Below are 19,674 nucleotides of genomic sequence, written 5' to 3'. Positions count from 1 at the left end.
ACCTCCGCCCGCGTTCAGTCGGCGTCCTCGACGCGGATCGATTTGGCGATCTCGGCGGGGAGGCTCTGCTCGCCGGTCGCCGTCGACACGGTCACCATCCCGAACGGAGCGACGTCGACCACGTCGAGTTCGGTCCCGGGCGTGATCCCGGCGTCGGCGAGGTACGCCAGTTCGGCCTCGTCGCGGTCGGAGACGCGCGTGACCACCACTCGGTCACCCTCGTCACGATCCGAGAGCCGGGAGGACCCGCCCTCGTCGACCGGTTCGAGGTCCGCGCTCGGAATCGGGTCGCCGTGGGGGTCGACCGTCGGGTCGCCGAGCGCCTCGGCGACGCGCCGTTCGAACTCCTCGGAGATGTGGTGTTCCAACGCGTCGGCCTCGTCGTGGACCTCGCTCCAGTCGTAGTCGAGCCGCTCCGCCAGGAACGCCTCCAACAGCCGGTGGTGGCGGACGATCTCCAGCGCGACGGCCTCCCCCTCGGGCGTGAGTTCCGCGCCCTGATACGGCTCGCGCTCGACCAGCCCGCGATCCTCGAGTTTTCCCAGCATGTCCGTGACGGTGGGTGACGTTTTATCGAGGTACTCCGCGATCGCGGACGTCGAGACCGGCGGGCCCCGCTCGGACTGGAGGACGTAGATAGCTTTTAAGTAATCCTCCATCACGTCGCTCAGCATTTATAAGCGATCGCGGCCGGCCGCGGAAATAGCTACCGGGAATCGACGAGGGAGCGGTCTCGCGGACCCGCTCGCGTCACTCCTCTTGGAGTTCCGCTTCGCGCAGCGCCTCATTGAGGTCCTCGCGGACGCGCTCGCCGGTCTCGCGGTCCATCGCGGTCGTGACGATCCGGTTCTCCTGGACGCTGGAGCCGTCACGCAGGAGGAGACGGACGTTCCCGTTGGTCCCCGCGCGGGTCGCCTTCGCTCGCAGGCCGGTCCGCGATCCGGTGCCGCCGGCGTCGATCGGCCCCGGCACGATCTTCTTGACGTGCGGGTGGTTCGCGACCGTGCTGACCGCCTTCCGTCCCTTGCGGTCGCCGATGAGCGTCGAGTGCGAGCCGCCAATCTTCTCGCGCGGCGGCGTCTCGACCACCTCCAGCGTGCGCTCGCCGCGGCGGTCGAGGACCCACGAGACGACGGGACTCGCGTCGCTTTCGGGATCGCTCCCTCCGTTTCCGGTGTTCGATGTCGCGCCCGCGTCCGGCACGCGGTAGAACTCGTGGTGGAGTTGCGCGCGGGTCTCGCGGAGGGGCTCGCGTTCGCCGGCGGCGTAGACCGTCTCGGGCCGTTTACGGCGGATCTCGTCGGCGACGCGTCCCGCGAAGTTCCGGAGCTGGATCTCGCTCAGTCGCTCGTCGCGCTCGGGTCGCGTCGTCACCGTCGTCTCGCCGACGACGTCGTCCTCGTCGAGCATCGAGAGCCGGGCGCGGTCCGCCGCGAATTCGGCGACGACCGCGTCCGCGTTAGCGGTGTTGCAGGTGAGACAGTAGTCCCCGGGCTTGCGAAGGGGAGTCCCGCACCGCCGACAGTTCATATCGATCGGAGGCGCGTGTCGGATAAAAGGGCGTCCGTTCGGTGCGCGTCACGGAGCAACCCATATTAGTGCCCGCCGTCCCCACGGTCGGTATGGACACCGACCGATCCGCGACGAATCCCGCCGGCGAAAACGGTGAGTTCGATGCGGACGGGACCGTCGGCACCGACGCGGGCGACTGGAGCGACGAGGAGCGCTCCGACGAGCCCGATCCCGAGGTCCCCAACGGGTTGGAGCCCGACGTTCCCGACGGCACCGCCATCGAGGACCGGCTGGCACGGCTGTTCCGCAGCGGGCGGACGAACGCGCTCGTCGCGTGGGCGATGGTCGCGGTGCTCGTCGGGGTGTTCATCGAAAGCCTGATCGCGTTCGACCTCCTGCCGCTCCTGCTCGTCGTCGCCATGAGCGCAGTCGTGGTCGCCCCGGCGGTCTCGGCGCGCGATCCGCGAGTGATGCTCCCGTGGGAGGTGCTCGGTCTCGCGCTGTTGCCCGTACTGGTTCGCGCGCTGTTCGGCGGCGAACTCGGCGTCTTCGCGACGTACCTCGCCATCGCGGCGCTGGCGCTGGTCATCACCGTCGAACTCCACATGTTCACCACGCTGCGGGTGACGCCGTGGTTCGCCGTCGTCTTCGTCGTGATGACCACGATGGCGACGGCGGCCGCGTGGACGATCGTCCGGTGGAACGCGGACCGGCTGCTCGGGACGACCTACCTGACGACGAACGACGCGCTGATGATCGAGTGGATCTACGTGACGCTGGCCGGGGTCGCCGGAGGCGTCCTCTTCGAGTCGTACTTCCGGCGTCGGGGGCTGCGACTCCGCCGCGCGATACGGCGGGTGGTGCGGCGATGACGCGACGATCGTTCTCGCTCCGGCCGTCCGTTCGGAACCAGCGGCGACTCACCCGCACGATGCAGATCGTCCTCGTCGCCATCGTCGGCTACGGCGTCCTCGCCGGGGTGCCGAAAGCGATCACCAACGGAAGCCTGGCGCTCGCAGTCACGTTCGTCCCGGCGGCGCTCGAACGGAACTACGACATCCCGCTCGATCCGTGGCTCGGCGTGTGGATCACGGCGGCCGTGTTCCTACACACTCTGGGGTCGGCCGGGTTCTACGCCCGGGTTCCGTGGTGGGATCACCTCACGCACGCGCTCTCGGCGACGCTGATCGCCGGTGCCGGCTACACGACGCTCCGCGCCGTCGACCTCCACACCGACGCGATCCGGATCCCAACGCGCTTCGCGTTCGTGTTCATCGTCGTCGTCGTGCTCTCGTTCGGCGTCCTCTGGGAGCTGTTCGAGTTCGGCCTCGACATCGTCGCCGACGAGACCGGCGTCTCCATGCCGCTGGCGCAACACGGGCTCGACGACACGGTGCTCGACCTGACGTACAACTCGATCGGGGCGCTCGTGGTTGCGGTCTTCGGGCAGGCGCACCTCTCCGGCGTCGCGGAGCGCGTCCGTGAGGGGCTGTTCGGAACGACAGAAGAGTGAGACCGCGCTCCACAGGGGAGCCCCGACTCACCGAAGACACGCCGCGACGACCCGCAGCGCGGCTTCTCCGCGGACCTCCTTCGCGAGCAGCGGCACGCGCTTCACGTCGCGGCCGCGGAAGAGGTCGGTCGCCCGCCGGAGCGCCGCCTGCTGGACCTCCCAGCGGCGGGCGCAGAACTCGCAGGTGTCGGGATTCGGCTCGACGACCCACTCGGAGTCGACCGCGGTCGCGTCGGCCACGTCTCCCACGCCCTCCATCACTCGGTTGACCACCAGCGTGTTCACTGGAATGCCGAACTCGTCGAGTCGGGCGACGAGCCGCTCGGACTCGACGACGCTCATCTCCTCGGGAATGGTCACCACGCGGAAGTCGGTCTTCGAGGGGTCCCGCAGGACGCTCCGGAGGCGCTCGATCCGTTCCCGGAGCTCGTCGAGATCGGCGGAGGGGTCGGGGTCGCCACCGCCGCCGAACATTCCCTTGAGCCCGTCCATCATCCCCGAGAAGCGCTGTCGGAGGCTCATCACGCGCCCGATCATGGAGTCCATGATCTCGGGGAGCTGCAGAAGACGGAGGGTGTGGCCGGTCGGCGCGGTGTCGACGATCACCCGGTCGAACCGCGGGTCGTCGAGGTACTCGAGGAGCTGGCGCATCGCGGCGGCCTCGTCCGCGCCGGGCATCGTCCCGCCGAGCAGCGATCCGAGACCGCCGTCTGCGTCGCCCGCTGCCTCTCCGGTCGCCCCGCCGGGCGCGTCCCCGGCCGCATCGCCGAAGCCGCCTTCGTCGCCGGCGCTCCCCGCCCCGCCCAACATCTCGCCCATCGCACCCATCCCGCCAAGCGGATCGCCGTCGGCCCCGAACATCCCCTCCTCCATCGCGTCGTCGGGGTCTATCTCGGCGGCGAAAAGCGGCACGTCCTCGCGGATGCGCGTGGGGTGGGCGGGGATGTCGGTTCCGTAGGTGTCCGACAGCGAGTGGGCCGGGTCCGTCGAGACGACGAGCGTGCGGACCCCGCCCGCGGCCGAGGAGAGTCCGGTCGCCGCAGCCATCGTCGTCTTCCCGACGCCGCCTTTCCCGCCGTAGAGGACGTACTCGGGCGCGTCGACGCCCGCCGGAAGGTCCGTCTCGGACTCGCCCTCCGCGAGGCGCGCCGCTCCGTTCGGCGACCGCTCCTCGACGTCTTCGCCGCCTTCGCTGCCATCGTCGTCGCTGCCGGCGGTTCCGGCGGTGCCGTCGCCGTCGGGGTCCTCGACGCGATCCACGGGCTCGACGTCGATGTCGTCCATGCCGGATGATGGGCGGTGCGGGTTTGTGTACCCGTCGGTCCGGTCGAGCCCACCGACACCGAACTCCGCCTGAGCCTAACACCGATCCTCGGCCCGGAGCGCTTATTCTCGTGCGAGCGTCAGCCACGGTATGGCACCGACGCTGGTCAGCGCGGCCGTGGGTGCGCTGCTCGCGGCGGCCCTGCTCGGGGGCGCGTTCGATCGACGGTCCGTCGCGGTCGTCGTCGCGGCCGCGGTCGCTCCCGACCTCGACGCCGCCGCGAGCCTCGCGGTCCCCGGTGCGACGAACGCGGTCCTCCACAACATCTGGATTCCCCTCGCCGTCGGCGGAGCGCTCTACTGGGACACCGCGGTGCGCGACCGCTCTCGACTCCGCGAACGGGCCGGTCGGGAGGGCGTGCGAGTCGCGTGGGTCGCGCTGGCGGCCTTCATCGTCGCCGGCGTCGGTCCCGACCTGTTCTGGCGGGAGGGGGCGAATCTCCTGTACCCGATCCACGACGCCTACTACCTCGTCGCGGGGCGATTCGTCCTCTCGACGCAAGACGGAATCGTCCAGACGTTCGTCGCCCTCGGCGCGCAGGGTCCCGGAATTCTGCCCCTGGAGAGCCTTGGGACGACCGCGTCGTACGCGATCCCGACGTGGGTGAACCCCGACGGGCGACCGGGGCTCTCGCTCGACGCCGACAGAGATCTGTACCTCGTCCGAACCGGCTGGCAGTTGGTCGTCGTCGCCGCCGCGGCCGCGACGCTCGCGGTCAGATTCCGTCGGCCCGGCAGCGAGAGCCGCAGGCGGCCCGGCGGTGAGAGCCGCAAACAGCCCGGCGGTGAGAGCCGCAAGCGGCCCGACGGCGAGAGCGGCAGGCGGCGTGACGGCGAGAGCGCCGGTCCGCCTGGCGGTGAATATGACGACGCACCGAGTGGGGAGGCGGCACCGTAGATGCCCTCGACGATCGTCCACGCCGGCTTCGCGCTCCTCATCGCCGCCGCGCTGCTCGGCGACCACTACGACCGGCGGGCGCTTGCGGCCCTGCTCGTCGTGGTCGTGCTCCCCGAAGCGGACAGCCTTCTCGGCCCGATCATGCCGGGAGCACACCGGACCGTCGGCCACACCCTCGTGATCCCCGCGGTCGCGGCGCTCGTTCTGTACTACGATACTCAAATCCGGGATGACTCGCTCATGCGCGATCGTCTCTCGGAGCGGTGGATCGCCGTCGCGTGGGTCGCCCTTTTCGTCCACGTCTTCGCGCACGTCGCGCTCGACTGGACACACCTCGACGGGGTGAACGCGTTCTGGCCGCTCCGCGACCAGTTCCTCCAGCTCGACGGGGAGATCCTCGTTTCGACCGCCGACGGGTTCGTCCAGACGTTCGTCGACGTCCGGATTGACCCGGAGACGGGGAGTCGAGCGATCGACGCCGGCGAGACGGGCACCACCGAATCGATCCACGTCAACAATCCGGTCGAGCCCCGGGATCCGGCGGACGTCACGGACGAGCCGGTCGACCGGCGGTTCCCGATCGCGAACAGCGGGTGGCGGCTCTATCTGACCGCCCTCGGGTGCTTCGCGCTGATCGCGCGGCGGTTCCAGACGGAGCTCTGATCCGGCGACCACGGACGAGTCTCGGGGGCGCAAGGGGCGAGAGAGCGCGAGGGTGCGGGGGGAGAGGGAGTGCGGGAGTGCGGGGACGAGAGAGCGCGAGGATGCGGGGGGAGAGGAAGTGCGGGGTGCAGGGGCGCGGAGGCGGCTACGGCGTGATGACGGCGCGTCCGTCGATCTCGCCGTGTTCGAGCTTCTCCGCGACCGTGTTCACGTCGCCGAGATCGTACCGGCTCGTGTGAAGATCCACGTCGCCCTGTTCGACGAGCGCGACGAGTTCCTGTAACTCGGCGTACCGGCCGACGATATTGCCGACGAAGGAGAACTCACCGTTTACGAGCGCCTGCGCCGGCTCGTGAATGTGACCGCCATAGCCGATGATGTGGTGATCGCCGCCCGCGGCGGTGATGTCCGGTGCGTACGCGGTCGTCACGTCTTCGCCGACGAAGTCGAGTACCTGTGCTGCGCCCGTACCGTCTGTAATCCCGTCGATCTCGGCCCGTACGTCGTCCTCACTCGGGTTGACGACGTGGTCTGCGCCGTATCCCGTCGCGAGATCGAGCGCGGATTCCTTGAGGTCGACCGCGGTGATCCGGGCCGCGCTCATGGCGCTCAAACACTGGAGTCCGATGTGTCCGAGCCCGCCGACGCCGACGACGACGGCGTGGTCGCCGGGATTCAACTCGGCGGCCGCTTTCTTGACCGCGTGATACGCCGTGATTCCGGCGTCGGCGTGCGGAGCGATGTCGATCGGCTCGACGTCGCTCGGCAGCGGGATCACCGAGCGCTCGCTCGTGTGGAGGTACTCGGCGAAGCCGCCGTCGGTTGTGAGTCCGTTGAACGCGTCGTTCTCGCAGTACATCGTCTCGCCAAGCCGGCAGGGACGACAGGTTCCGCAGGTCTGCACCGGGTGACAGATCACCGGATCGCCCTCCGAGACGATGTCGACACCGTCGCCCGTCTCGACGACCGTTCCCGCGTTTTCGTGTCCGAGCGTCAGCGGGAGATCCTGCGGAACGTACTCCGTCCACATACCCTCGATAATGTGGTTGTCGGTCTGACACCACCCTGCCCCCTCGACTTCGACTATTACGTCGCTCCCGCCGGTCACTTCCGGACGATTGACATTGTCGATCGCGAGCCCTTCGGTCATGTCGTCGGTGTACTCGTGGAGCCTCGCTGCTTGCATATGTGTATCATCGTCACGGTTCCTCGCTCATAAACGTTCGTTATAGTTTGGCCGGATCGGGGGAGACGGCCGCGGCAGTCGTCGAAAACGGAGAATATACTGAGTTTCGAACCGTAATTATCTTGAACGATCCTTATAGTTATACGTCACCACTCCTCACGATGATACGTATGTACGAGAAGGACGGCGAGGAGATATTCGTCATCGACGGCCACGTTCACCTGTGGGACGCCCGACGAGAGAACATCACGCACGAGGGGGGTGAGCAGTTCATCCAGTGTTTCTACGATTACCACACCGGATTCACGCCGGAGGAGAATCAGTGGGACATGGACGAGTACCGTCATTACGGTGCCGATCGGATGGCCAACGACCTCTTTTCGAACGCGGCGGTCGACATGGCGATCTTCCAGCCCACGTACCTCACGGAGTTCTACGACGAGGGGTTCAACACGACGGAACAGAACGCCGAACTCGCCGAGGAGTATCCCGAGCGGTTCGTGCTCAACGGGAGCTTCGATCCGCGCGACGGCGAGGAGGGCCTGCGGTACCTCGAAGACCTCAACGAAGAGTACGACATTCCCGGCGTGAAGCTGTACACGGCCGAGTGGCGCGGTGACTCCAAGGGGTGGCGGCTCGACAGCGACGACGCCTTCGAGTTCTTAGAGAAGTGCGCCGACCTCGGCATCGAGAACATCAACGCCCACAAGGGACCGACGATCCGACCGCTCAACCGCGACGCGTTCGACGTGAAAGACGTCGACGACGCCGCCTCGTCGTTCCCGGAACTCAACTTCATCGTCAACCACGTCGGGCTACCGCGGCTCGACGACTTCTGTTGGATCGCGGCCCAGGAACCGAACGTGTACGGGGGACTCGCGGTCGCCTCGGCGCTGTCCACCCACCGCGATCGGAAGTTCGGCGAGATCATGGGCGAGCTTCTCTTCTGGCTCGGGGAGGATCGGCTGCTTTTCGGTTCCGACTACGCGCTGTGGAACCCCGACTGGCTCGTCGACCAGGTGATGAACGCAGATCTCACCGACGAGCAGAAAGACGAGTACGGCGTCGAGCTCGACGTCGACACGATGAAGAAGATCATGGGCGAGAACGCCGCGGAGCTGTACGACATCGACATCGAGGAGAAGAAACGGCAGTTCCGCGAGGACTCCATCACCGAGCGGTTCGACCTGGCCGACCACTACGGCGGCGACGCGGGGGCCGCGGCGGACTGATGTCGGGGAGCAGCGCGGACGCGGCTGGCGATCCCACCGGCGTTCCGGCCGTTAGGAGCCGACTGGACCGCGTCGAGGACCCGGAGCTCGCCCGCTCCATCGTCGAACTCGACTACGTCGACGCGATCGAGATCGACGGGGGTCGCGTCGAGGTCCGGTTCACGCTGCCAACCGCGTGGTGTTCGCCCGCCTTCGCGTGGATGATGGCAACCGACGCCCGCGACGAGATTGAGGACCTCGGCTGGGTGAGCGAGGCCCGGATCGAGCTGTGCGACCACATGCACGACGGGGAGATCACGACGGGGGTGAACGCCCGCCAGACGTTCGGCGAGACGTTCCCCGACGCGGACGGCGGCGTCTCGGAGGTCCGGGCAGCCCTCGCCGACAAGGCCCGCGTCTCCCGACAGCGCGCGGCCGTCGAGAGCCTCCTCGACGCCGGCGTCGACGCCGAACAGGTCGTCTCGCTGGAGCGCGCGGACGTGACCGTCGACGGCGACGCGGTCCAGGTCTCGCTCGACGGGCTGTCGGTGGTCATCGACCGGGATCCCGTCGAGGAGTACTTGCAACGCGCGACGGAGAGCGGCCACGTCACGGAACCCGAGGATGCGCTGTTCCTGACGCCGGAGGGCGAGCCGATCCGAGCCGACCGACTCGACGTCGTCCAGAAGCGCTCACGGCTCGCCGACGTCAACATGGACGGACAGGGTGCGGTGTGCGACGCGCTCCACGAGGCCAGACGCGGCTCGGGCGGCTCGAACGATTCGGGCGGCTCGGGCGATTCAGGCGGCTCGGGCCGCTCGGACGGCTCCGATACGTAGCGACGCCTCGCGCCCTCGACTCCCGCGTCGCCTCCGAACCGTCGGTCTCCTCACAGAATCGGGCCGAGTCCCCCGCTCCGGCCGCCCCCGCCGCTTCCGTCCGAACTCGAGCCCCGCTCGGGTTCGCCGTGTCCATCCTTCTCCAACCCGTGCCGGCCGCGTGCGACCCAGTCGTCACGGGTCCACCCACACTCGGGGCACGCCCCGTCGTCCCAGTCGAACGGCTCGCCGCAGCCGAGACAGGCGTTCTCCGCGTTCATAGGCACTGATACGCGCGGAACGACAAAAGCGATCGCTCGCCGAACGTACCGCGGAGTCTCGCCAGCGAGTCCCCGATCATCGACCGAACCCGGTCGGCGGGTCGGAGCGGTCGGTGCGGCGGACGCCCGTCGCGCGGGCGGTTCGGGCGGTGCGCCCGTCGACCTCGCCGACGTGGTTGCGCGCGGTCGCGTACGCCTCGCGGACGCGCCGAAACGACTCCTCATCGCCGCCCCGATCGGGGTGCGTCTCCTTGACTCGCGTGCGGTAGGCGCGCTTCACCGCGTCGGCGTCGGCGTCGCGGGCGACGTCGAGTTCGGCGAACGCGGCGGCGACCGGGTCGCGTCCGGACCCAGCCGTGGCACCTCCTCGTCGCGGTCCGCGTTCGGGTTCGGGTTCGACCACGTCGAATGGAAGTCGTCGACCGAGCCCGCGGCCGGGCATCTCGTGCTCGCAGAGGACGGTGTACACGCCCTCGCCCTCCAGTCTGAAGTAGTCGTGCGCGTCGAACGTGACGGCGACCTCGCGCTCGGGGAGGTAGAACGGGACCGCCACGTCGCCGAGCGCGTGTTCCTCGCGGAACCGTTCGCCGATCGCCGTCAGATACGCGCGGATCTCCCGTCGCCGCCGCTCGTCGACCGTTCGTGTCCGTCCGTCGTCGCTCGCCGCGGTGTTCGGGCCGATGAACCGGTCTCCGAGGTAGAAGGCGAGCGCGACGAGCGCGGACGCGAGGAGACCCACCGCGACCCCGAGGAGGACCCACGTCGGTAGCGCGCTGAGAGACTCGGCGATCACGCCCGCAGTAACCGCTCCGCGCGTATCAACCCCACGCCAACTCGATCTCCTCGACCATCTCCTCGGCCACGCAGCCGCTCAGTCACCCGGTCGACGTCACGGCGATCGCACCGCCGCTGTCGATCGAAGGGACGTGATGGAGTTGTGGAGGAGTATCGCTAGGACGGACCGGTCAGATCATGCCCTTCGCTTCGAGCCCGTCGAGGATGTCGTCGACGAGCGACTCGGCGTCGTCGTAGGGGAACTCCTGTTCGCTGCCGAGCTTCGCGGCGAGCTCCATCGCGGTGAGGCTCACGTCGCCGGCCTCGAACTTCGTCGCCGGGCCGTCCGGCAGCGCGGGGACGAGGTCCATCTGGTTCTCGACGGGGTAGTCGGCACCCTCGAACGCGTCGAGGAACTGTTCGCGGAGTTCCGCTCTGACATCACTCATACACCCTCCTCCCGCGAGGGGCCGCAAAAGCGTTCCGGAACAACGCTAAACTGGTTGTGGGTTCTTGTCTGATGCCGGCGAGGACGAAGCCCGCAGAACGGTGTCGATAGCGGCCGCTCCCCGGGATGTCGTCACCCCCAGGCGATGGGTCGAGGGCGTGGGATACACACGCGTACCGTTCCCTCTGCGACACGGACCTCAGTCGAACGGGTACCGCGCCGTCGACCCGCACTCGCGACAGCGGACGACGACGCGGCTGGACTGCAGCCGGACGCGGCTCGTCTTTCCCGGGCGGAGGTAGACGTCGCAGTCGTCGCAGGTTCGCCGGGAGAACGCTGGAGGGACGCCGCAGCGGTTCCGCTCGGCCACCCGCCGCGCGAGCGCGACGTACTCCCGCGCGCGCTCGTACTCGTCGTCGACGACGGCCTCGCGGGCGAGCGCGAACAGCCGCTCGATCCGTTCCGACGGGATCCCCATACCTCGCTCGGCGTGACGGACCGGCAAAGACGTTGCCATCGACCGTGGGTCCGCCTCCGGCGACCCGCACGCTTTTTTACCGGTCCGCGCGAATCGGACTGCATGAAAGAATCCCTGATGGACGTCGTCTGCTGTCCGCTCGACAAGGCCGACCTCGACCTCGACGTCGCCGATCGAGACGAGGAGGAGATCCTCGACGGGACGCTCACCTGCACGGAGTGCGGAGAAACGTACCCCATCGAGGACGGGATCCCGAACCTCCTTCCGCCGGACATGCGCGATGAGGCGGCCGCCTGAGCGAAAACGTACTGCATCTTTTTTTAGTGTGGGTTCATCGACCCACACGTGCCGACACTCGCCGTCGAGTTGAACGGGGACGCGGTCCACGCGATCCGGGCACCAGACCGGTTCGCGACGAGCGGACCGTTCGCGGTCGCGTTGGAGAACGAGGGTCGTTCAACTCACGTTCACTTGCACTTCGACGACGAACTCGATCGGGTCGCCTCGATCGACGAGACGAACCACTTCGTCGACGACGAGGCGACGAGACGCGTCCACGTGTCGGTCGCGGCCGCCGACCTCCGGGAACCGATCCAGGGGAAGCTGAAGGTAGTCACCGGCTACGGCTCCGAGACGCGGTACGTCGACGTCAGGATCGACCCGCCGCCGGAGTCCGCCCCGGACGAGGTCGCCGTCGACGAGACGTTCGCGAAGCCGCCGGAACGCCCGCCGGAGGCACCGCCCGCACAGCGCGCCGCGACCGCGATCGATCGGCTGATCGAACGCGGCGGCGTCGCCGCGGCGCTCCTCGCGTTCGTCGCCGTCATCGCGGGCGTCGCCGTCGCGCTTGCGATCGACAGCGCGGTCGTCTCCGTCGCCGTGGGACTCGTGGTCGCCGTCGCGCTCGGGGCCGCGCTGCTGGCCGTGTGGTGAGCCGGACGGATCGGCCGCTCCGCACCGAGTCTCCCGCACTACCCTGTCCGTTCAGCTTCGGTAACCGACCTCTCCGTTCGGCCTCGCCGGCGGTCACCTGTCGCCCCGGATCCACGCGCTTTTAACCGTCCCAGCGGAACGAAGACGCATGAGCTTCGAGAAGGAAGACGAGGTCGTGCTCCACGACAAGCACAGCGAGTACGACGGCGAAGCGGGCACGATCACGCAGGTCATGGAGACGATGTTCGGCGACGCGACCTACACGGTCAGCTTCGAGGACGGTCAGGAGACCGGCGTCCCCGAGGACGCCCTCGACGCCGTCGAGAGCGAGGAGTAACTTCCCCCTTTTCCGACCCGCATGCCAACAGTCCCGTTCCACTACGTCGATCTCCGGGCGTTCGCGTACGCCACCGAGGACGAAAAGCGGGTCGAAGACGCACTTCGGACGTTCCTCCCCGAGGACGTCGAGATCGACCGCGTCGAAAACGTCGGCCACCACGGCGACCGCATCGTCGTGCTCTCCGCCCGAATCGAGAACGCCGACGGGATGCGCCACGTGCTCGACCGGCTGTCCGCCCTCGACGACGTCGACCGCCTACTCGACGAGCTCGACCAGCGGGTCGACGACAATTGTGCGCTGTTCATGCGCGTCGACAAGCAGGCCGCGTTCCGCGGAGACGTCCGCCTCGGACCCGGGATCACCGTCCGCGCGAAGGTCGAGGCGTACCCGGCGAAGAAGGCCGCGGCGGTCGAGAACGCCCGGAAGACGCTGTCGCGGCTGGCTGACGGCGACGGTGGCGACGGCGGCGACCCCGGCGAGTGACCGACGGCGAGTGATCGACGGCAATACCGGTAGCGCGCACACGACGCCGAACGCGGAACTGCGCGCACTCGATGACGAACGCGGGACGGCGTCCGACCCGCATCCCCGGCGTGGCTTTTTGTGAGTGTCCGCCGTCGATACGTCCATGAGCGATCCGTTCGTCGTCGTCGGTGCCGACGCGGCAGGGCTGAGCGCGGCCAGCAAGTTCCGCCGCGAGGCCCCCGATCGCGACGTCGTCGTCTTCGAGAAGGGCCGGTGGATCTCGTACGCCTACTGCGGGATGCCGTACTTCATCGAGGGACGCGTCGAGCGCATGTCGAACCTCCTCTCGCTCTCTCCGAGCGATGTCGACGAGCGCGGGATCGACCTCCGACGGGGTCGCGAGGTCGTCGCCGTCGATCCGGACGGGAAGACCGTCACCGTCGAGACTACTGAGGGCGACACCGTCGAGCAGGCCTACGGCGACCTGCTCGTCGCCACGGGCGGGCGCGCGACGACCGGTCCGTTCGACGTGGAGGGGGTCGACGGCGCTTTTACCCTGCACGACATGGACACCGCGGCCGCGATCGACGCGTACGTCGCCGAACCGGACGCGTACGACCCCGGCCGCGCGGACGTGAGCGCGGTCGACCGCGGCCGCGTCGAGCGCAACGCCGCGATGACGGCCCCCGAGACGGCCGCGATAGTGGGCGGCGGCTACGTCGGCGTCGAGATGGCCGAGGCGCTCCGCGGGCGCGGGCTCGACGTCCACCTCTTCCAGCGCTCCTCCCACCTTCTCCCGCCGTTCGGCGAGGCGGTCGGCGAGCGCGTCGCGGATGAACTCGACGCAAAGGGCGTGACAGTCCACGCGGGGACGCCAGTCGAGGAGCTCGTCGGCGACGACAGGATCGAGGGGGTCGCCGTCGGCGACGGATCCGGCAACAGAGGCGATCCGCTCTCAGTCGACCTCGCGATCGTCGGCGTCGGGATCCGCCCGAACACGGAGCTGCTCGAGGGGACCGGGGTCGGCCTCGGCGAAGGTGGCGCGATCCGCACGGATGAGTACGGGCGCACGACCCTTCCGGACGTGTACGCCGCCGGCGACTGCGCGACCGCGATCCACGCCGTCACCGGCGAGGAGGCCTGGATGCCGCTGGGCCTCACCGCCAACCGCGCCGGCCGGGCGGTCGGCAGCACCGTCGCCGGAAACCGCTCACCCGTGGGCGACATCGCGGGCACCGCGGCCGTGAAGGCGTTCGACATGGAGGCCGGCCGGGTCGGACTGGTCGAGGACAAGGCGGCCCGAGAGGCCGGTTTCGATCCGGTCCGGGAAACGGTGACCGCCGGCTCCCGATCGGGCTACTATCCGGGCGCGTCTCCGACCGACGTGACGCTCGTCGCCGATCGGGACTCGGGCCGGGTTATCGGCGGCAGCATCGTGGGTCCCGACCGCGCCGCGGTGCGGATCGACACGCTCTCGACCGCGCTGGAGGCGGACATGACCGTCGCCGAGGTCGAACGCCTGGATCTGGCGTACGCGCCGCCCTTCTCCCCGGTGTGGGACCCGGTCCTCGTCGCCGCGAAGGTTCTCAACGGAACGCTCGACGGCGACTGAGTCGTTCGCGTCAGTCGTCGCGTCAGTTGGCCGCGTCAGTCGTTCGCGTTCGCGTCAGCGCGCTCTTCCGCTTCGGACGCCCGCTCGGTCTCGCTCGGGTCGCCGGCTCCTTCTCCGGCGCTTCCGACGCCGGCGACGACGCGCCCGACCGCGTAGCCGGCGACGCCCACCGCGACCGCGGCTGCGACGGAGACGCCGAGCGGTTCGACTACCGCGGCGAGGAAGGAGACCGGGGCGGCGAGCGGGAGCGCGTACGGTTCCGGGCCGATCGTCCGCAGGAGAGCCGCCGCGAAGGGGCCGTACGCGAGGAGGATCGCGGGGACCGCGCCGCCGCCGGTCGCGGCGAAGGCGACGACTCCAACCGCGGTCAGGGCCGCGACGATCCCGAAAACGGAGCCGGTCAGGGTCTGTGGAACCGTCGTCGCCCCCAGCGATACCGCCGTCCCGACCGCGATCTCGGCCATATCGAAGGCGACGTACGAGCAGGCGAAGCCGACCGCGCTCCAGACGGCGGCCCGCTCGAACCCGGTCTCCCCGAGGGCGATCCGAGCGAGGTGGGCCGAACGGCCCGATCGCGTTTCGCGGCTCATTCCGGCCGAGTCGCGCCCCGACCCTCCCGGTCGGGGGTGAGGGCTCCGTGCTCGTCGATCTCGCCGGCGACGATCCGCGTCGAGGAGATGCGATCGCCGTCATCGGCCTCGACGTGATCGACGACGACGACTTCGAGTGGGTCGTGTCCGCGCGCCGTCCGGATCTCGTTGATGCGCTCGCCGCCGTCTCTGGTCTCGGGTGAGACGATCAGCGCGTCGAACTCGGGCTCGACGGCGATACCGGTCGGCTCGGTCAGTTCGCGAATCGCGAACTCGCGACCGTACTTCTCTGCGCGCGGTGCCAGTTCGGCTTCGAGGTCGCGCTTCCGGCGGTCGTACGGACGGACGTACCGCTCGACGTGTCGGGTCTTCGGCGCGAGCTCGTCGGAGGTGAGTCCCACGGTCACGTCCCCCAGCTCGAACGCCCGTTCGAACAGCTTCCGGTGGCCGTCGTGAACGGGATCGAACGTACCACCCAGCGCGACGTTCATGTACGTGAGTTGCGCGGCCGCAACTTAAATGATCCCGAACCGCGAGCGGGAGCGAGAGCCGCCCGATCGGGCTGGAGCGTTAGCTGTCGGTGTCGCGGCCGTCGTCACTGTCGCCGTCCGCGTTGTCACCGTCCACGTCGTCACCGTCCACGTCGTCGCCGTCCACGTCGTCGCCGTCCGCGTTGTCGCCATCCGCGACGTCGCCGTCCACGTCGTCGACGGGACCATCGTGATCCCCGTCGCCTTCCTCAGCATCGCCGACCGAAATTCGCACCGGCTCGGCGTCACCGTCGGGCGATTCTCCCCCGAGCCGGCGGTCGAGGTTGAAGACGGCGTTCAGCTCGCGCTGGACGTCACCGACGACACCCTGGACCAGCTCGCTCGGCGCGATGGCCTCGTACTCGTAGGGGTTGTTGCCTGCGCCGCTCGCCTCGCGCTTGTCGCGCTCGACGGTCCCCTCATCGTGGAGCTCCGCGAGCGCCTCCCGGACAGTGCTTGGATAGAGGCCCGTGCCGTCGGCGATTTCGTCGCTCGTGCTGTGCGGGTTTTCCCGGAGGAAGACGTAGATCCGCGCGCGGGTCTCGGTGTCCAGCAGCCAAGACAGGAGGTCGACGATGTTGTCGTCGAACCCCTTCACGGCCTTGTCGGCTCCCTCGCCGATCCGCTCTTTCGTCTTCCGGAGCTCCTCGCGAGTCCGCTCCGCCGGCGATTCGTCGTCGGAACCGTCGGCCGGCTCGGAACCGGAGCCATCGGGGTCGTCTACGGGATCGTTCGTGGTCATGTCCGAGACTGGGGTCCGCGCGCCCAAAAGCATTTCTCGTCGTTTCCGTTCCGACGAAACTGTTCGTACGACCCGGTCGCACGACCGGTTCGCACGAACGAGCCGAGCGGCGGCCGCTACGGCGACACGATCAGGTCGGCACACAGCGCGTCGATCCCCTCCTCGTCGCGAAGTCGCCGCTGGCGCTCGCTTCCGCTCTCGGCCGCGTACACGTCCCGAATACCGTCGATTCCGAGGCGGTCGCACTCCTCGTCGACGACCTCGGCGAGCGAGACCGTCTCCTCGCCGTCGCGGGCGACGAAAGAGGCATCGTGGCCGTGGCGGATCGCCCGCCACTTGTTCTCGTCCAGCAGCTCCCGGCGGAGCGTCGGGACCGACTCGCCGTCCGCGTAGCGCTCGGCGTAGTCGACGACGAGCGCGTGGACGTACTCGACCAGCGCGAGCGTGACGGCCGGGTCGCGCTGGGCGTCCGGCGCGCGCACTTCGACGGTACCGTGACCGGTGTGGGGACGCACGTCGAACCAGAGCTCGCCGCGGTCGGCGATCGACCCGAGTTCGACCATCCGGCGCTCGTACCGCTGGAAGGCGTCGAAGTCGTCGAACGCGGAGGGGATCCCGGTGTTCGGGAGGTTCTCGAACACCTTCGCGCGGGCCGACGCGAGCCCGGTGTCGAAGCCGTTCCAGAACGGGGAGTTCGCCGACAGCGCGAGCAAGACGGGACAGTGCCACCGGAGCCGGTTAGCAATCTGCACGGCCTTATCCGCGTCGTCGACGCCGACGTGGACGTGGAGTCCCGCCGTGGTGTTTCGGTGTTGGGGGTACTGAATCCGGTCCAACTGCGCCCGGTACCGCGGCTTTTCGGCGTGATCCAGCTCGCGCCAGTTCGCGGCCGGATGGAGTCCCGCGGCCGCGATTCCGTAACCGTCGGCGGCGGCGTGGTCCACGAGCGCCTCCCGCACCGTCGAGAGTGCGTCGGCCGCGTTCGTCGGGTCCTCGATCAGCTCCGTCTGGGCCTCGATGGTGCACTTGAACAGCTCGTGATCGAAGCCGTCCGGGACGGCCGCCGGCGGGTCGCGACCGTAGACAAGATCGTCGGTCCCGGAGGTCGGGCGGCCGTCGGCATCGACGATGTAGAACTCCTCTTCGATGCCGAGGGTCCCCATCCGGGCGAACGCGTCCCGCGAACCGAGTTCCATTACCGCTCCGTATCGGCCGCGCGGTCTTATAAGGATTGGAACCCGAAACGGAGCGCCGGTGTCGCAGACGGGTATTTGAATAGTCGACGCGATCGGGACGACCGCGGTGGCGTCGCCGCCCTCGCGGCTGGGACGTTGGAGGTGGTCACCGCCGATCTCTGCTCGCCCGTTTAGAAATCGGCAACCCGTACCGCTCGCTACTCGCTGTCGAACGCGCCGAACCGCTCGTCGAAGACGGCGATCACGCGCCGCTCGATCTCGTCGCGAATCTGACGGACCTCCTCGATGGGACGCTCTCCCGGGTCGTCGAGGTCCCAGTCGTCGGTGTCGACGCCGGGCAGGTCGAGCGTCGAACAGCCCATCGTGGCGACGAAATCGGACGCGGCGAGCGCCTGCTCGGAGACGTGCTGCGGCGTCCGCCCGTTCACGTCGAGGCCGACCTCCACGAGCGCCTCCACGACCACGTCGTGGACGCCGTCCGCGGGCATCGTTCCGCCCGTCACGATCTCGACGCGGTCGCCCAGTCCGCGGCGGTCGCGCTCGCGCTCGGCGAACGCCGTCGCCATCTGGCTCCGGCCGGCGTTGCGAACGCACATGAACGTGAGAGTGGTCGCCATCAGTAGATCAGCTCGTCGTCGTTCTCGACCATGTACAGGGTGCGAGCGGCGATGTTGACCGCGTGGTCCGCGACCCGCTCGAGGTCGCGTACCGCGAGCAGCGCCCGAGAGACCTCGTCGAGGGACGCCTCCAGCGCGTCGGTGTCGGACGCCTCGTCGTGGGCGTTGAGCGCATCCGCCGCCTCGGCGCGTTCGCGGTCGGCCGCGAGAAGCTCCCGGACCACCGCCTCGCTCGCCACCCGACACCGCTCGTCGAAGTCGTCGTCGCGCGCGGCGATCTCCCGACAGGCGTCGGTGTCGCCCGCCTCGTAGGCGGCGACCGCGTCGCTGACCATCTCGCCGGCCCGGTCGCCCAGTTCGCGGAACTCGACCGCCGGGTGAACCCCGCCGTCCGGCCCGCCGTATCCGGCGAGGTTCGTCGCGAGATCAGCGACGCGTTCGAGGTCCGTGATCACCTTGAACGAGGCCGCGACGAGCCGCAGATCGCCCGCGACGGGCTGCTGGAGCGCGAGGAGGTTCGTACACTCGTCCTCGATCGCGAGGTACTGCTCGTTCACCTCGTAATCGCCGCCGATGACCTCCTGTGCGAGCTTCTCGTCACCGACCTCGGCGGCCTCGACCGCGGCGTCGTACCGTTCGCCGACGAGCTCGCCCATCGCGACCACCTCGGCCCGGAGATCGTCGAGCCGCCGTTGGTAGTTCTCGCGGGGCATCTATCCGAACTTCCCCGTGATGTAGTCTTCGACGCGCTGTTCCTCCGGGTCCTCGAAGATCTTCGCCGTATCGTCGTACTCGACGAGCTGGCCGCCGGTGAGGAACACGGCGGTCCGGTCGGAGATTCGCGCTGCCTGCTGCATGTTGTGGGTGACGATGATGACCGTGTACTCCTCGGCCAAGTCGTCGATGAGATCTTCGATCTTCGAGGCCGCGACGGGGTCGAGTGCCGACGTCGGCTCGTCCATCAAGATGACCTCGGGGTCGGGCGCGATCGCCCGGGCGATACAGAGCCTCTGTTGTTGCCCGCCGGACAGATCGAGCCCCGAGGAATCGAGCTGGTCTTTCACCTCGTCCCAGAGCGCCGCCCCCTTCAGCGACGCCTCGACGCGCTCGTCGACGTCGCCGTCGTATCCCTGAATCTGCAGGCCGTACGCGACGTTATCGCGGATCGATTTCGGGAACGGATTCGGCTTCTGAAACACCATCCCGATCTTCCGGCGTAGCGCGACGGGGTCGACGTCGTCGTCGTAGACGTTCTTCCCGCCGAACTCGACGTCGCCCTCGACCCGGCAGACCTCGATCATGTCGTTCATCCGGTTGATACATCGGAGGAACGTCGACTTGCCGCAGCCGGACGGACCGATGAGGGCCGTCACCCGCTTTTCGGGGATCTCGATCGACACGTCGTCGATCGCCTGTTCCTCTCCGTAGAAGACGTTCAAGTCGCGCGCCGCGACCGCGGTCGCCTCCGCGCCGGTCGGTCGGTCGGTCGACTCGGTCTGTACGTCCGTCGTGATGAGCGAATTGCTCGATGGTGTGTTACTCAT

25 protein-coding genes and 1 pseudogene are annotated in these 19,674 nt (G+C 68.7%); 11 read left to right on the top strand and 15 right to left on the bottom strand.

The features are described 5' to 3' along the window. Nucleotides 1–14: 14 nt before the first annotated feature. Both ACFQEY_RS03370 and ACFQEY_RS03365 read right to left on the bottom strand, forming a co-directional pair. On the bottom strand, nt 15–674 hold the full coding sequence (locus ACFQEY_RS03370; RefSeq protein ID WP_379764779.1) for a metal-dependent transcriptional regulator: 660 nt from the start codon (nt 672–674) through the stop codon (nt 15–17). Nucleotides 675–750: 76 nt separating this feature from the next. Beyond that, entirely contained in the window at nt 751–1,530 is a 780-nt protein-coding gene (locus tag ACFQEY_RS03365; RefSeq protein ID WP_379764777.1) for a DUF2103 domain-containing protein, read from the bottom strand. A 92-nt stretch (nt 1,531–1,622) separates the two neighbouring features. On the opposite strand from ACFQEY_RS03365, the gene ACFQEY_RS03360 reads away from it, so the two are divergent. Both ACFQEY_RS03360 and ACFQEY_RS03355 read left to right on the top strand, forming a co-directional pair. Then, a complete protein-coding gene (locus ACFQEY_RS03360) occupies nt 1,623–2,384 on the top strand; it encodes a hypothetical protein (protein ID WP_379764775.1) in 762 nt (253 codons plus the stop codon). Then, complete coding sequence (locus ACFQEY_RS03355; protein ID WP_379764773.1) at nt 2,381–3,025, top strand: DUF2238 domain-containing protein; 645 nt, start codon at nt 2,381–2,383, stop codon at nt 3,023–3,025. The genes ACFQEY_RS03360 and ACFQEY_RS03355 overlap by 4 nt, the downstream gene beginning before the upstream one ends. Nucleotides 3,026–3,052: 27 nt before the next feature. Here the strand turns inward: ACFQEY_RS03355 and ACFQEY_RS03350 are convergent, their stop codons facing one another. Next, nucleotides 3,053–4,309: an ArsA family ATPase gene (locus ACFQEY_RS03350; RefSeq protein ID WP_379764771.1), complete on the bottom strand. Its 1,257-nt coding sequence runs from the start codon at nt 4,307–4,309 to the stop codon at nt 3,053–3,055. A 130-nt stretch (nt 4,310–4,439) separates the two neighbouring features. Here ACFQEY_RS03350 and ACFQEY_RS03345 point away from each other — a divergent pair. After that, nucleotides 4,440–5,111: pseudogene (locus ACFQEY_RS03345) on the top strand (hypothetical protein); the annotation flags it as partial. Nucleotides 5,112–5,246: 135 nt separating this feature from the next. Then, a complete protein-coding gene (locus tag ACFQEY_RS03340) occupies nt 5,247–5,909 on the top strand; it encodes a metal-dependent hydrolase (RefSeq protein ID WP_379764769.1) in 663 nt (220 codons plus the stop codon). A 145-nt stretch (nt 5,910–6,054) separates the two neighbouring features. Here the strand turns inward: ACFQEY_RS03340 and ACFQEY_RS03335 are convergent, their stop codons facing one another. Beyond that, nucleotides 6,055–7,095 carry an NAD(P)-dependent alcohol dehydrogenase gene (locus ACFQEY_RS03335; protein WP_379764767.1) on the bottom strand — a complete coding sequence of 347 codons (1,041 nt, stop codon included), beginning with the start codon at nt 7,093–7,095 and terminating at the stop codon, nt 6,055–6,057. Between the two features lie 170 nt (nt 7,096–7,265). On the opposite strand from ACFQEY_RS03335, the gene ACFQEY_RS03330 reads away from it, so the two are divergent. Beyond that, nucleotides 7,266–8,327 (top strand): amidohydrolase family protein, encoded by a 1,062-nt coding sequence (locus ACFQEY_RS03330; RefSeq protein WP_379764765.1) that lies wholly within the window; start codon nt 7,266–7,268, stop codon nt 8,325–8,327. After that, nucleotides 8,327–9,145: an iron-sulfur cluster assembly protein gene (locus tag ACFQEY_RS03325; protein WP_379764763.1), complete on the top strand. Its 819-nt coding sequence runs from the start codon at nt 8,327–8,329 to the stop codon at nt 9,143–9,145. The genes ACFQEY_RS03330 and ACFQEY_RS03325 overlap by 1 nt, the downstream gene beginning before the upstream one ends. Nucleotides 9,146–9,195: 50 nt before the next feature. Here the strand turns inward: ACFQEY_RS03325 and ACFQEY_RS03320 are convergent, their stop codons facing one another. The 4 genes from ACFQEY_RS03320 to ACFQEY_RS03305 all read right to left on the bottom strand — a co-directional run bounded on the left by ACFQEY_RS03320 (nt 9,196) and on the right by ACFQEY_RS03305 (nt 11,105). Then, nucleotides 9,196–9,405, bottom strand: a complete 210-nt coding sequence (locus tag ACFQEY_RS03320; protein WP_379764761.1) for a hypothetical protein — start codon at nt 9,403–9,405, stop codon at nt 9,196–9,198. Between the two features lie 76 nt (nt 9,406–9,481). After that, nucleotides 9,482–10,198: a DnaJ domain-containing protein gene (locus ACFQEY_RS03315; protein ID WP_379764759.1), complete on the bottom strand. Its 717-nt coding sequence runs from the start codon at nt 10,196–10,198 to the stop codon at nt 9,482–9,484. A 172-nt stretch (nt 10,199–10,370) separates the two neighbouring features. Next, the gene (locus tag ACFQEY_RS03310; RefSeq protein WP_379764757.1) at nt 10,371–10,628 is read right to left on the bottom strand and encodes an MTH865 family protein; all 258 of its coding nucleotides are present in this window, start codon (nt 10,626–10,628) and stop codon (nt 10,371–10,373) included. Between the two features lie 198 nt (nt 10,629–10,826). Continuing rightward, complete coding sequence (locus ACFQEY_RS03305) at nt 10,827–11,105, bottom strand: ribonuclease P protein component 4 (protein WP_379764755.1); 279 nt, start codon at nt 11,103–11,105, stop codon at nt 10,827–10,829. A gap of 102 nt (nt 11,106–11,207) precedes the next feature. Here ACFQEY_RS03305 and ACFQEY_RS03300 point away from each other — a divergent pair, with 102 nt between their 5' ends. The 5 genes from ACFQEY_RS03300 (at nt 11,208) to ACFQEY_RS03280 (ending at nt 14,455) form a co-directional block, all read left to right on the top strand. After that, a complete protein-coding gene (locus tag ACFQEY_RS03300) occupies nt 11,208–11,402 on the top strand; it encodes a methytransferase partner Trm112 (protein ID WP_379764753.1) in 195 nt (64 codons plus the stop codon). Between the two features lie 48 nt (nt 11,403–11,450). Then, nucleotides 11,451–12,038 (top strand): DUF7524 family protein, encoded by a 588-nt coding sequence (locus tag ACFQEY_RS03295; RefSeq protein ID WP_379764751.1) that lies wholly within the window; start codon nt 11,451–11,453, stop codon nt 12,036–12,038. Nucleotides 12,039–12,186: 148 nt separating this feature from the next. Continuing rightward, on the top strand, nt 12,187–12,375 hold the full coding sequence (locus ACFQEY_RS03290) for a DUF1918 domain-containing protein (protein ID WP_280587452.1): 189 nt from the start codon (nt 12,187–12,189) through the stop codon (nt 12,373–12,375). Between the two features lie 21 nt (nt 12,376–12,396). Beyond that, nucleotides 12,397–12,861, top strand: a complete 465-nt coding sequence (locus ACFQEY_RS03285; RefSeq protein ID WP_379764749.1) for an RNA-binding protein — start codon at nt 12,397–12,399, stop codon at nt 12,859–12,861. Nucleotides 12,862–13,006: 145 nt separating this feature from the next. Then, on the top strand, nt 13,007–14,455 hold the full coding sequence (locus ACFQEY_RS03280; RefSeq protein ID WP_379764747.1) for an FAD-dependent oxidoreductase: 1,449 nt from the start codon (nt 13,007–13,009) through the stop codon (nt 14,453–14,455). 35 nt (nt 14,456–14,490) lie between these two features. On the opposite strand, the gene ACFQEY_RS03275 is transcribed toward ACFQEY_RS03280, so the two are convergent. The 7 genes from ACFQEY_RS03275 to pstB form a co-directional block, all read right to left on the bottom strand. Next, nucleotides 14,491–15,045: a hypothetical protein gene (locus ACFQEY_RS03275; protein ID WP_379764745.1), complete on the bottom strand. Its 555-nt coding sequence runs from the start codon at nt 15,043–15,045 to the stop codon at nt 14,491–14,493. Beyond that, nucleotides 15,042–15,536 carry a phosphopantetheine adenylyltransferase gene (locus ACFQEY_RS03270; protein ID WP_379764743.1) on the bottom strand — a complete coding sequence of 165 codons (495 nt, stop codon included), beginning with the start codon at nt 15,534–15,536 and terminating at the stop codon, nt 15,042–15,044. Before ACFQEY_RS03270 ends, ACFQEY_RS03275 begins: the two co-directional genes overlap by 4 nt. 79 nt (nt 15,537–15,615) lie before the next feature. Beyond that, complete coding sequence (locus ACFQEY_RS03265) at nt 15,616–16,317, bottom strand: helix-turn-helix domain-containing protein (protein WP_379764741.1); 702 nt, start codon at nt 16,315–16,317, stop codon at nt 15,616–15,618. Between the two features lie 116 nt (nt 16,318–16,433). Then, a complete protein-coding gene (locus tag ACFQEY_RS03260) occupies nt 16,434–17,513 on the bottom strand; it encodes a glutamate--cysteine ligase (protein WP_379764739.1) in 1,080 nt (359 codons plus the stop codon). A gap of 197 nt (nt 17,514–17,710) precedes the next feature. Next, on the bottom strand, nt 17,711–18,130 hold the full coding sequence (locus ACFQEY_RS03255) for an arsenate-mycothiol transferase ArsC (protein ID WP_379764737.1): 420 nt from the start codon (nt 18,128–18,130) through the stop codon (nt 17,711–17,713). Continuing rightward, on the bottom strand, nt 18,130–18,843 hold the full coding sequence (locus ACFQEY_RS03250; protein ID WP_379764735.1) for a phosphate signaling complex PhoU family protein: 714 nt from the start codon (nt 18,841–18,843) through the stop codon (nt 18,130–18,132). The genes ACFQEY_RS03255 and ACFQEY_RS03250 overlap by 1 nt, the downstream gene beginning before the upstream one ends. Beyond that, the gene (gene pstB / locus ACFQEY_RS03245) at nt 18,844–19,674 is read right to left on the bottom strand and encodes a phosphate ABC transporter ATP-binding protein PstB (RefSeq protein WP_379764733.1); all 831 of its coding nucleotides are present in this window, start codon (nt 19,672–19,674) and stop codon (nt 18,844–18,846) included. It abuts the gene before it with no gap.

Origin of the sequence: Halorubrum trueperi (assembly GCF_042662525.1) — an archaeon.
Classification (GTDB): domain Archaea; phylum Halobacteriota; class Halobacteria; order Halobacteriales; family Haloferacaceae; genus Halorubrum; species Halorubrum trueperi.
Note: the sequence above shows the minus strand (reverse complement) of the source record. Positions and strands in the feature narration are given on the sequence as shown.

Bases quoted from the DNA above. Each gene is read 5' to 3' on its own strand.
- ACFQEY_RS03320 (WP_379764761.1), bottom strand. From the start codon at position 9,405: ATGAACGCGGAGAACGCCTGTCTCGGCTGCGGCGAGCCGTTCGACTGG.
- ACFQEY_RS03305 (WP_379764755.1), bottom strand. From the start codon at position 11,105: ATGGGGATCCCGTCGGAACGGATCGAGCGGCTGTTCGCGCTCGCCCGC.
- ACFQEY_RS03290 (WP_280587452.1), top strand. From the start codon at position 12,187: ATGAGCTTCGAGAAGGAAGACGAGGTCGTGCTCCACGACAAGCACAGC.
- ACFQEY_RS03260 (WP_379764739.1), bottom strand. From the start codon at position 17,513: ATGGAACTCGGTTCGCGGGACGCGTTCGCCCGGATGGGGACCCTCGGC.
- ACFQEY_RS03275 (WP_379764745.1), bottom strand. From the start codon at position 15,045: ATGAGCCGCGAAACGCGATCGGGCCGTTCGGCCCACCTCGCTCGGATC.
- ACFQEY_RS03350 (WP_379764771.1), bottom strand. From the start codon at position 4,309: ATGGACGACATCGACGTCGAGCCCGTGGATCGCGTCGAGGACCCCGAC.
- ACFQEY_RS03340 (WP_379764769.1), top strand. From the start codon at position 5,247: ATGCCCTCGACGATCGTCCACGCCGGCTTCGCGCTCCTCATCGCCGCC.
- ACFQEY_RS03285 (WP_379764749.1), top strand. From the start codon at position 12,397: ATGCCAACAGTCCCGTTCCACTACGTCGATCTCCGGGCGTTCGCGTAC.
- ACFQEY_RS03370 (WP_379764779.1), bottom strand. From the start codon at position 674: ATGCTGAGCGACGTGATGGAGGATTACTTAAAAGCTATCTACGTCCTC.
- pstB (WP_379764733.1), bottom strand. From the start codon at position 19,674: ATGAGTAACACACCATCGAGCAATTCGCTCATCACGACGGACGTACAG.
- ACFQEY_RS03265 (WP_379764741.1), bottom strand. From the start codon at position 16,317: ATGACCACGAACGATCCCGTAGACGACCCCGATGGCTCCGGTTCCGAG.
- ACFQEY_RS03365 (WP_379764777.1), bottom strand. From the start codon at position 1,530: ATGAACTGTCGGCGGTGCGGGACTCCCCTTCGCAAGCCCGGGGACTAC.
- ACFQEY_RS03360 (WP_379764775.1), top strand. From the start codon at position 1,623: ATGGACACCGACCGATCCGCGACGAATCCCGCCGGCGAAAACGGTGAG.
- ACFQEY_RS03335 (WP_379764767.1), bottom strand. From the start codon at position 7,095: ATGCAAGCAGCGAGGCTCCACGAGTACACCGACGACATGACCGAAGGG.
- ACFQEY_RS03325 (WP_379764763.1), top strand. From the start codon at position 8,327: ATGTCGGGGAGCAGCGCGGACGCGGCTGGCGATCCCACCGGCGTTCCG.
- ACFQEY_RS03355 (WP_379764773.1), top strand. From the start codon at position 2,381: ATGACGCGACGATCGTTCTCGCTCCGGCCGTCCGTTCGGAACCAGCGG.
- ACFQEY_RS03270 (WP_379764743.1), bottom strand. From the start codon at position 15,536: ATGAACGTCGCGCTGGGTGGTACGTTCGATCCCGTTCACGACGGCCAC.
- ACFQEY_RS03330 (WP_379764765.1), top strand. From the start codon at position 7,266: ATGTACGAGAAGGACGGCGAGGAGATATTCGTCATCGACGGCCACGTT.
- ACFQEY_RS03250 (WP_379764735.1), bottom strand. From the start codon at position 18,843: ATGCCCCGCGAGAACTACCAACGGCGGCTCGACGATCTCCGGGCCGAG.
- ACFQEY_RS03310 (WP_379764757.1), bottom strand. From the start codon at position 10,628: ATGAGTGATGTCAGAGCGGAACTCCGCGAACAGTTCCTCGACGCGTTC.
- ACFQEY_RS03280 (WP_379764747.1), top strand. From the start codon at position 13,007: ATGAGCGATCCGTTCGTCGTCGTCGGTGCCGACGCGGCAGGGCTGAGC.
- ACFQEY_RS03300 (WP_379764753.1), top strand. From the start codon at position 11,208: ATGAAAGAATCCCTGATGGACGTCGTCTGCTGTCCGCTCGACAAGGCC.
- ACFQEY_RS03255 (WP_379764737.1), bottom strand. From the start codon at position 18,130: ATGGCGACCACTCTCACGTTCATGTGCGTTCGCAACGCCGGCCGGAGC.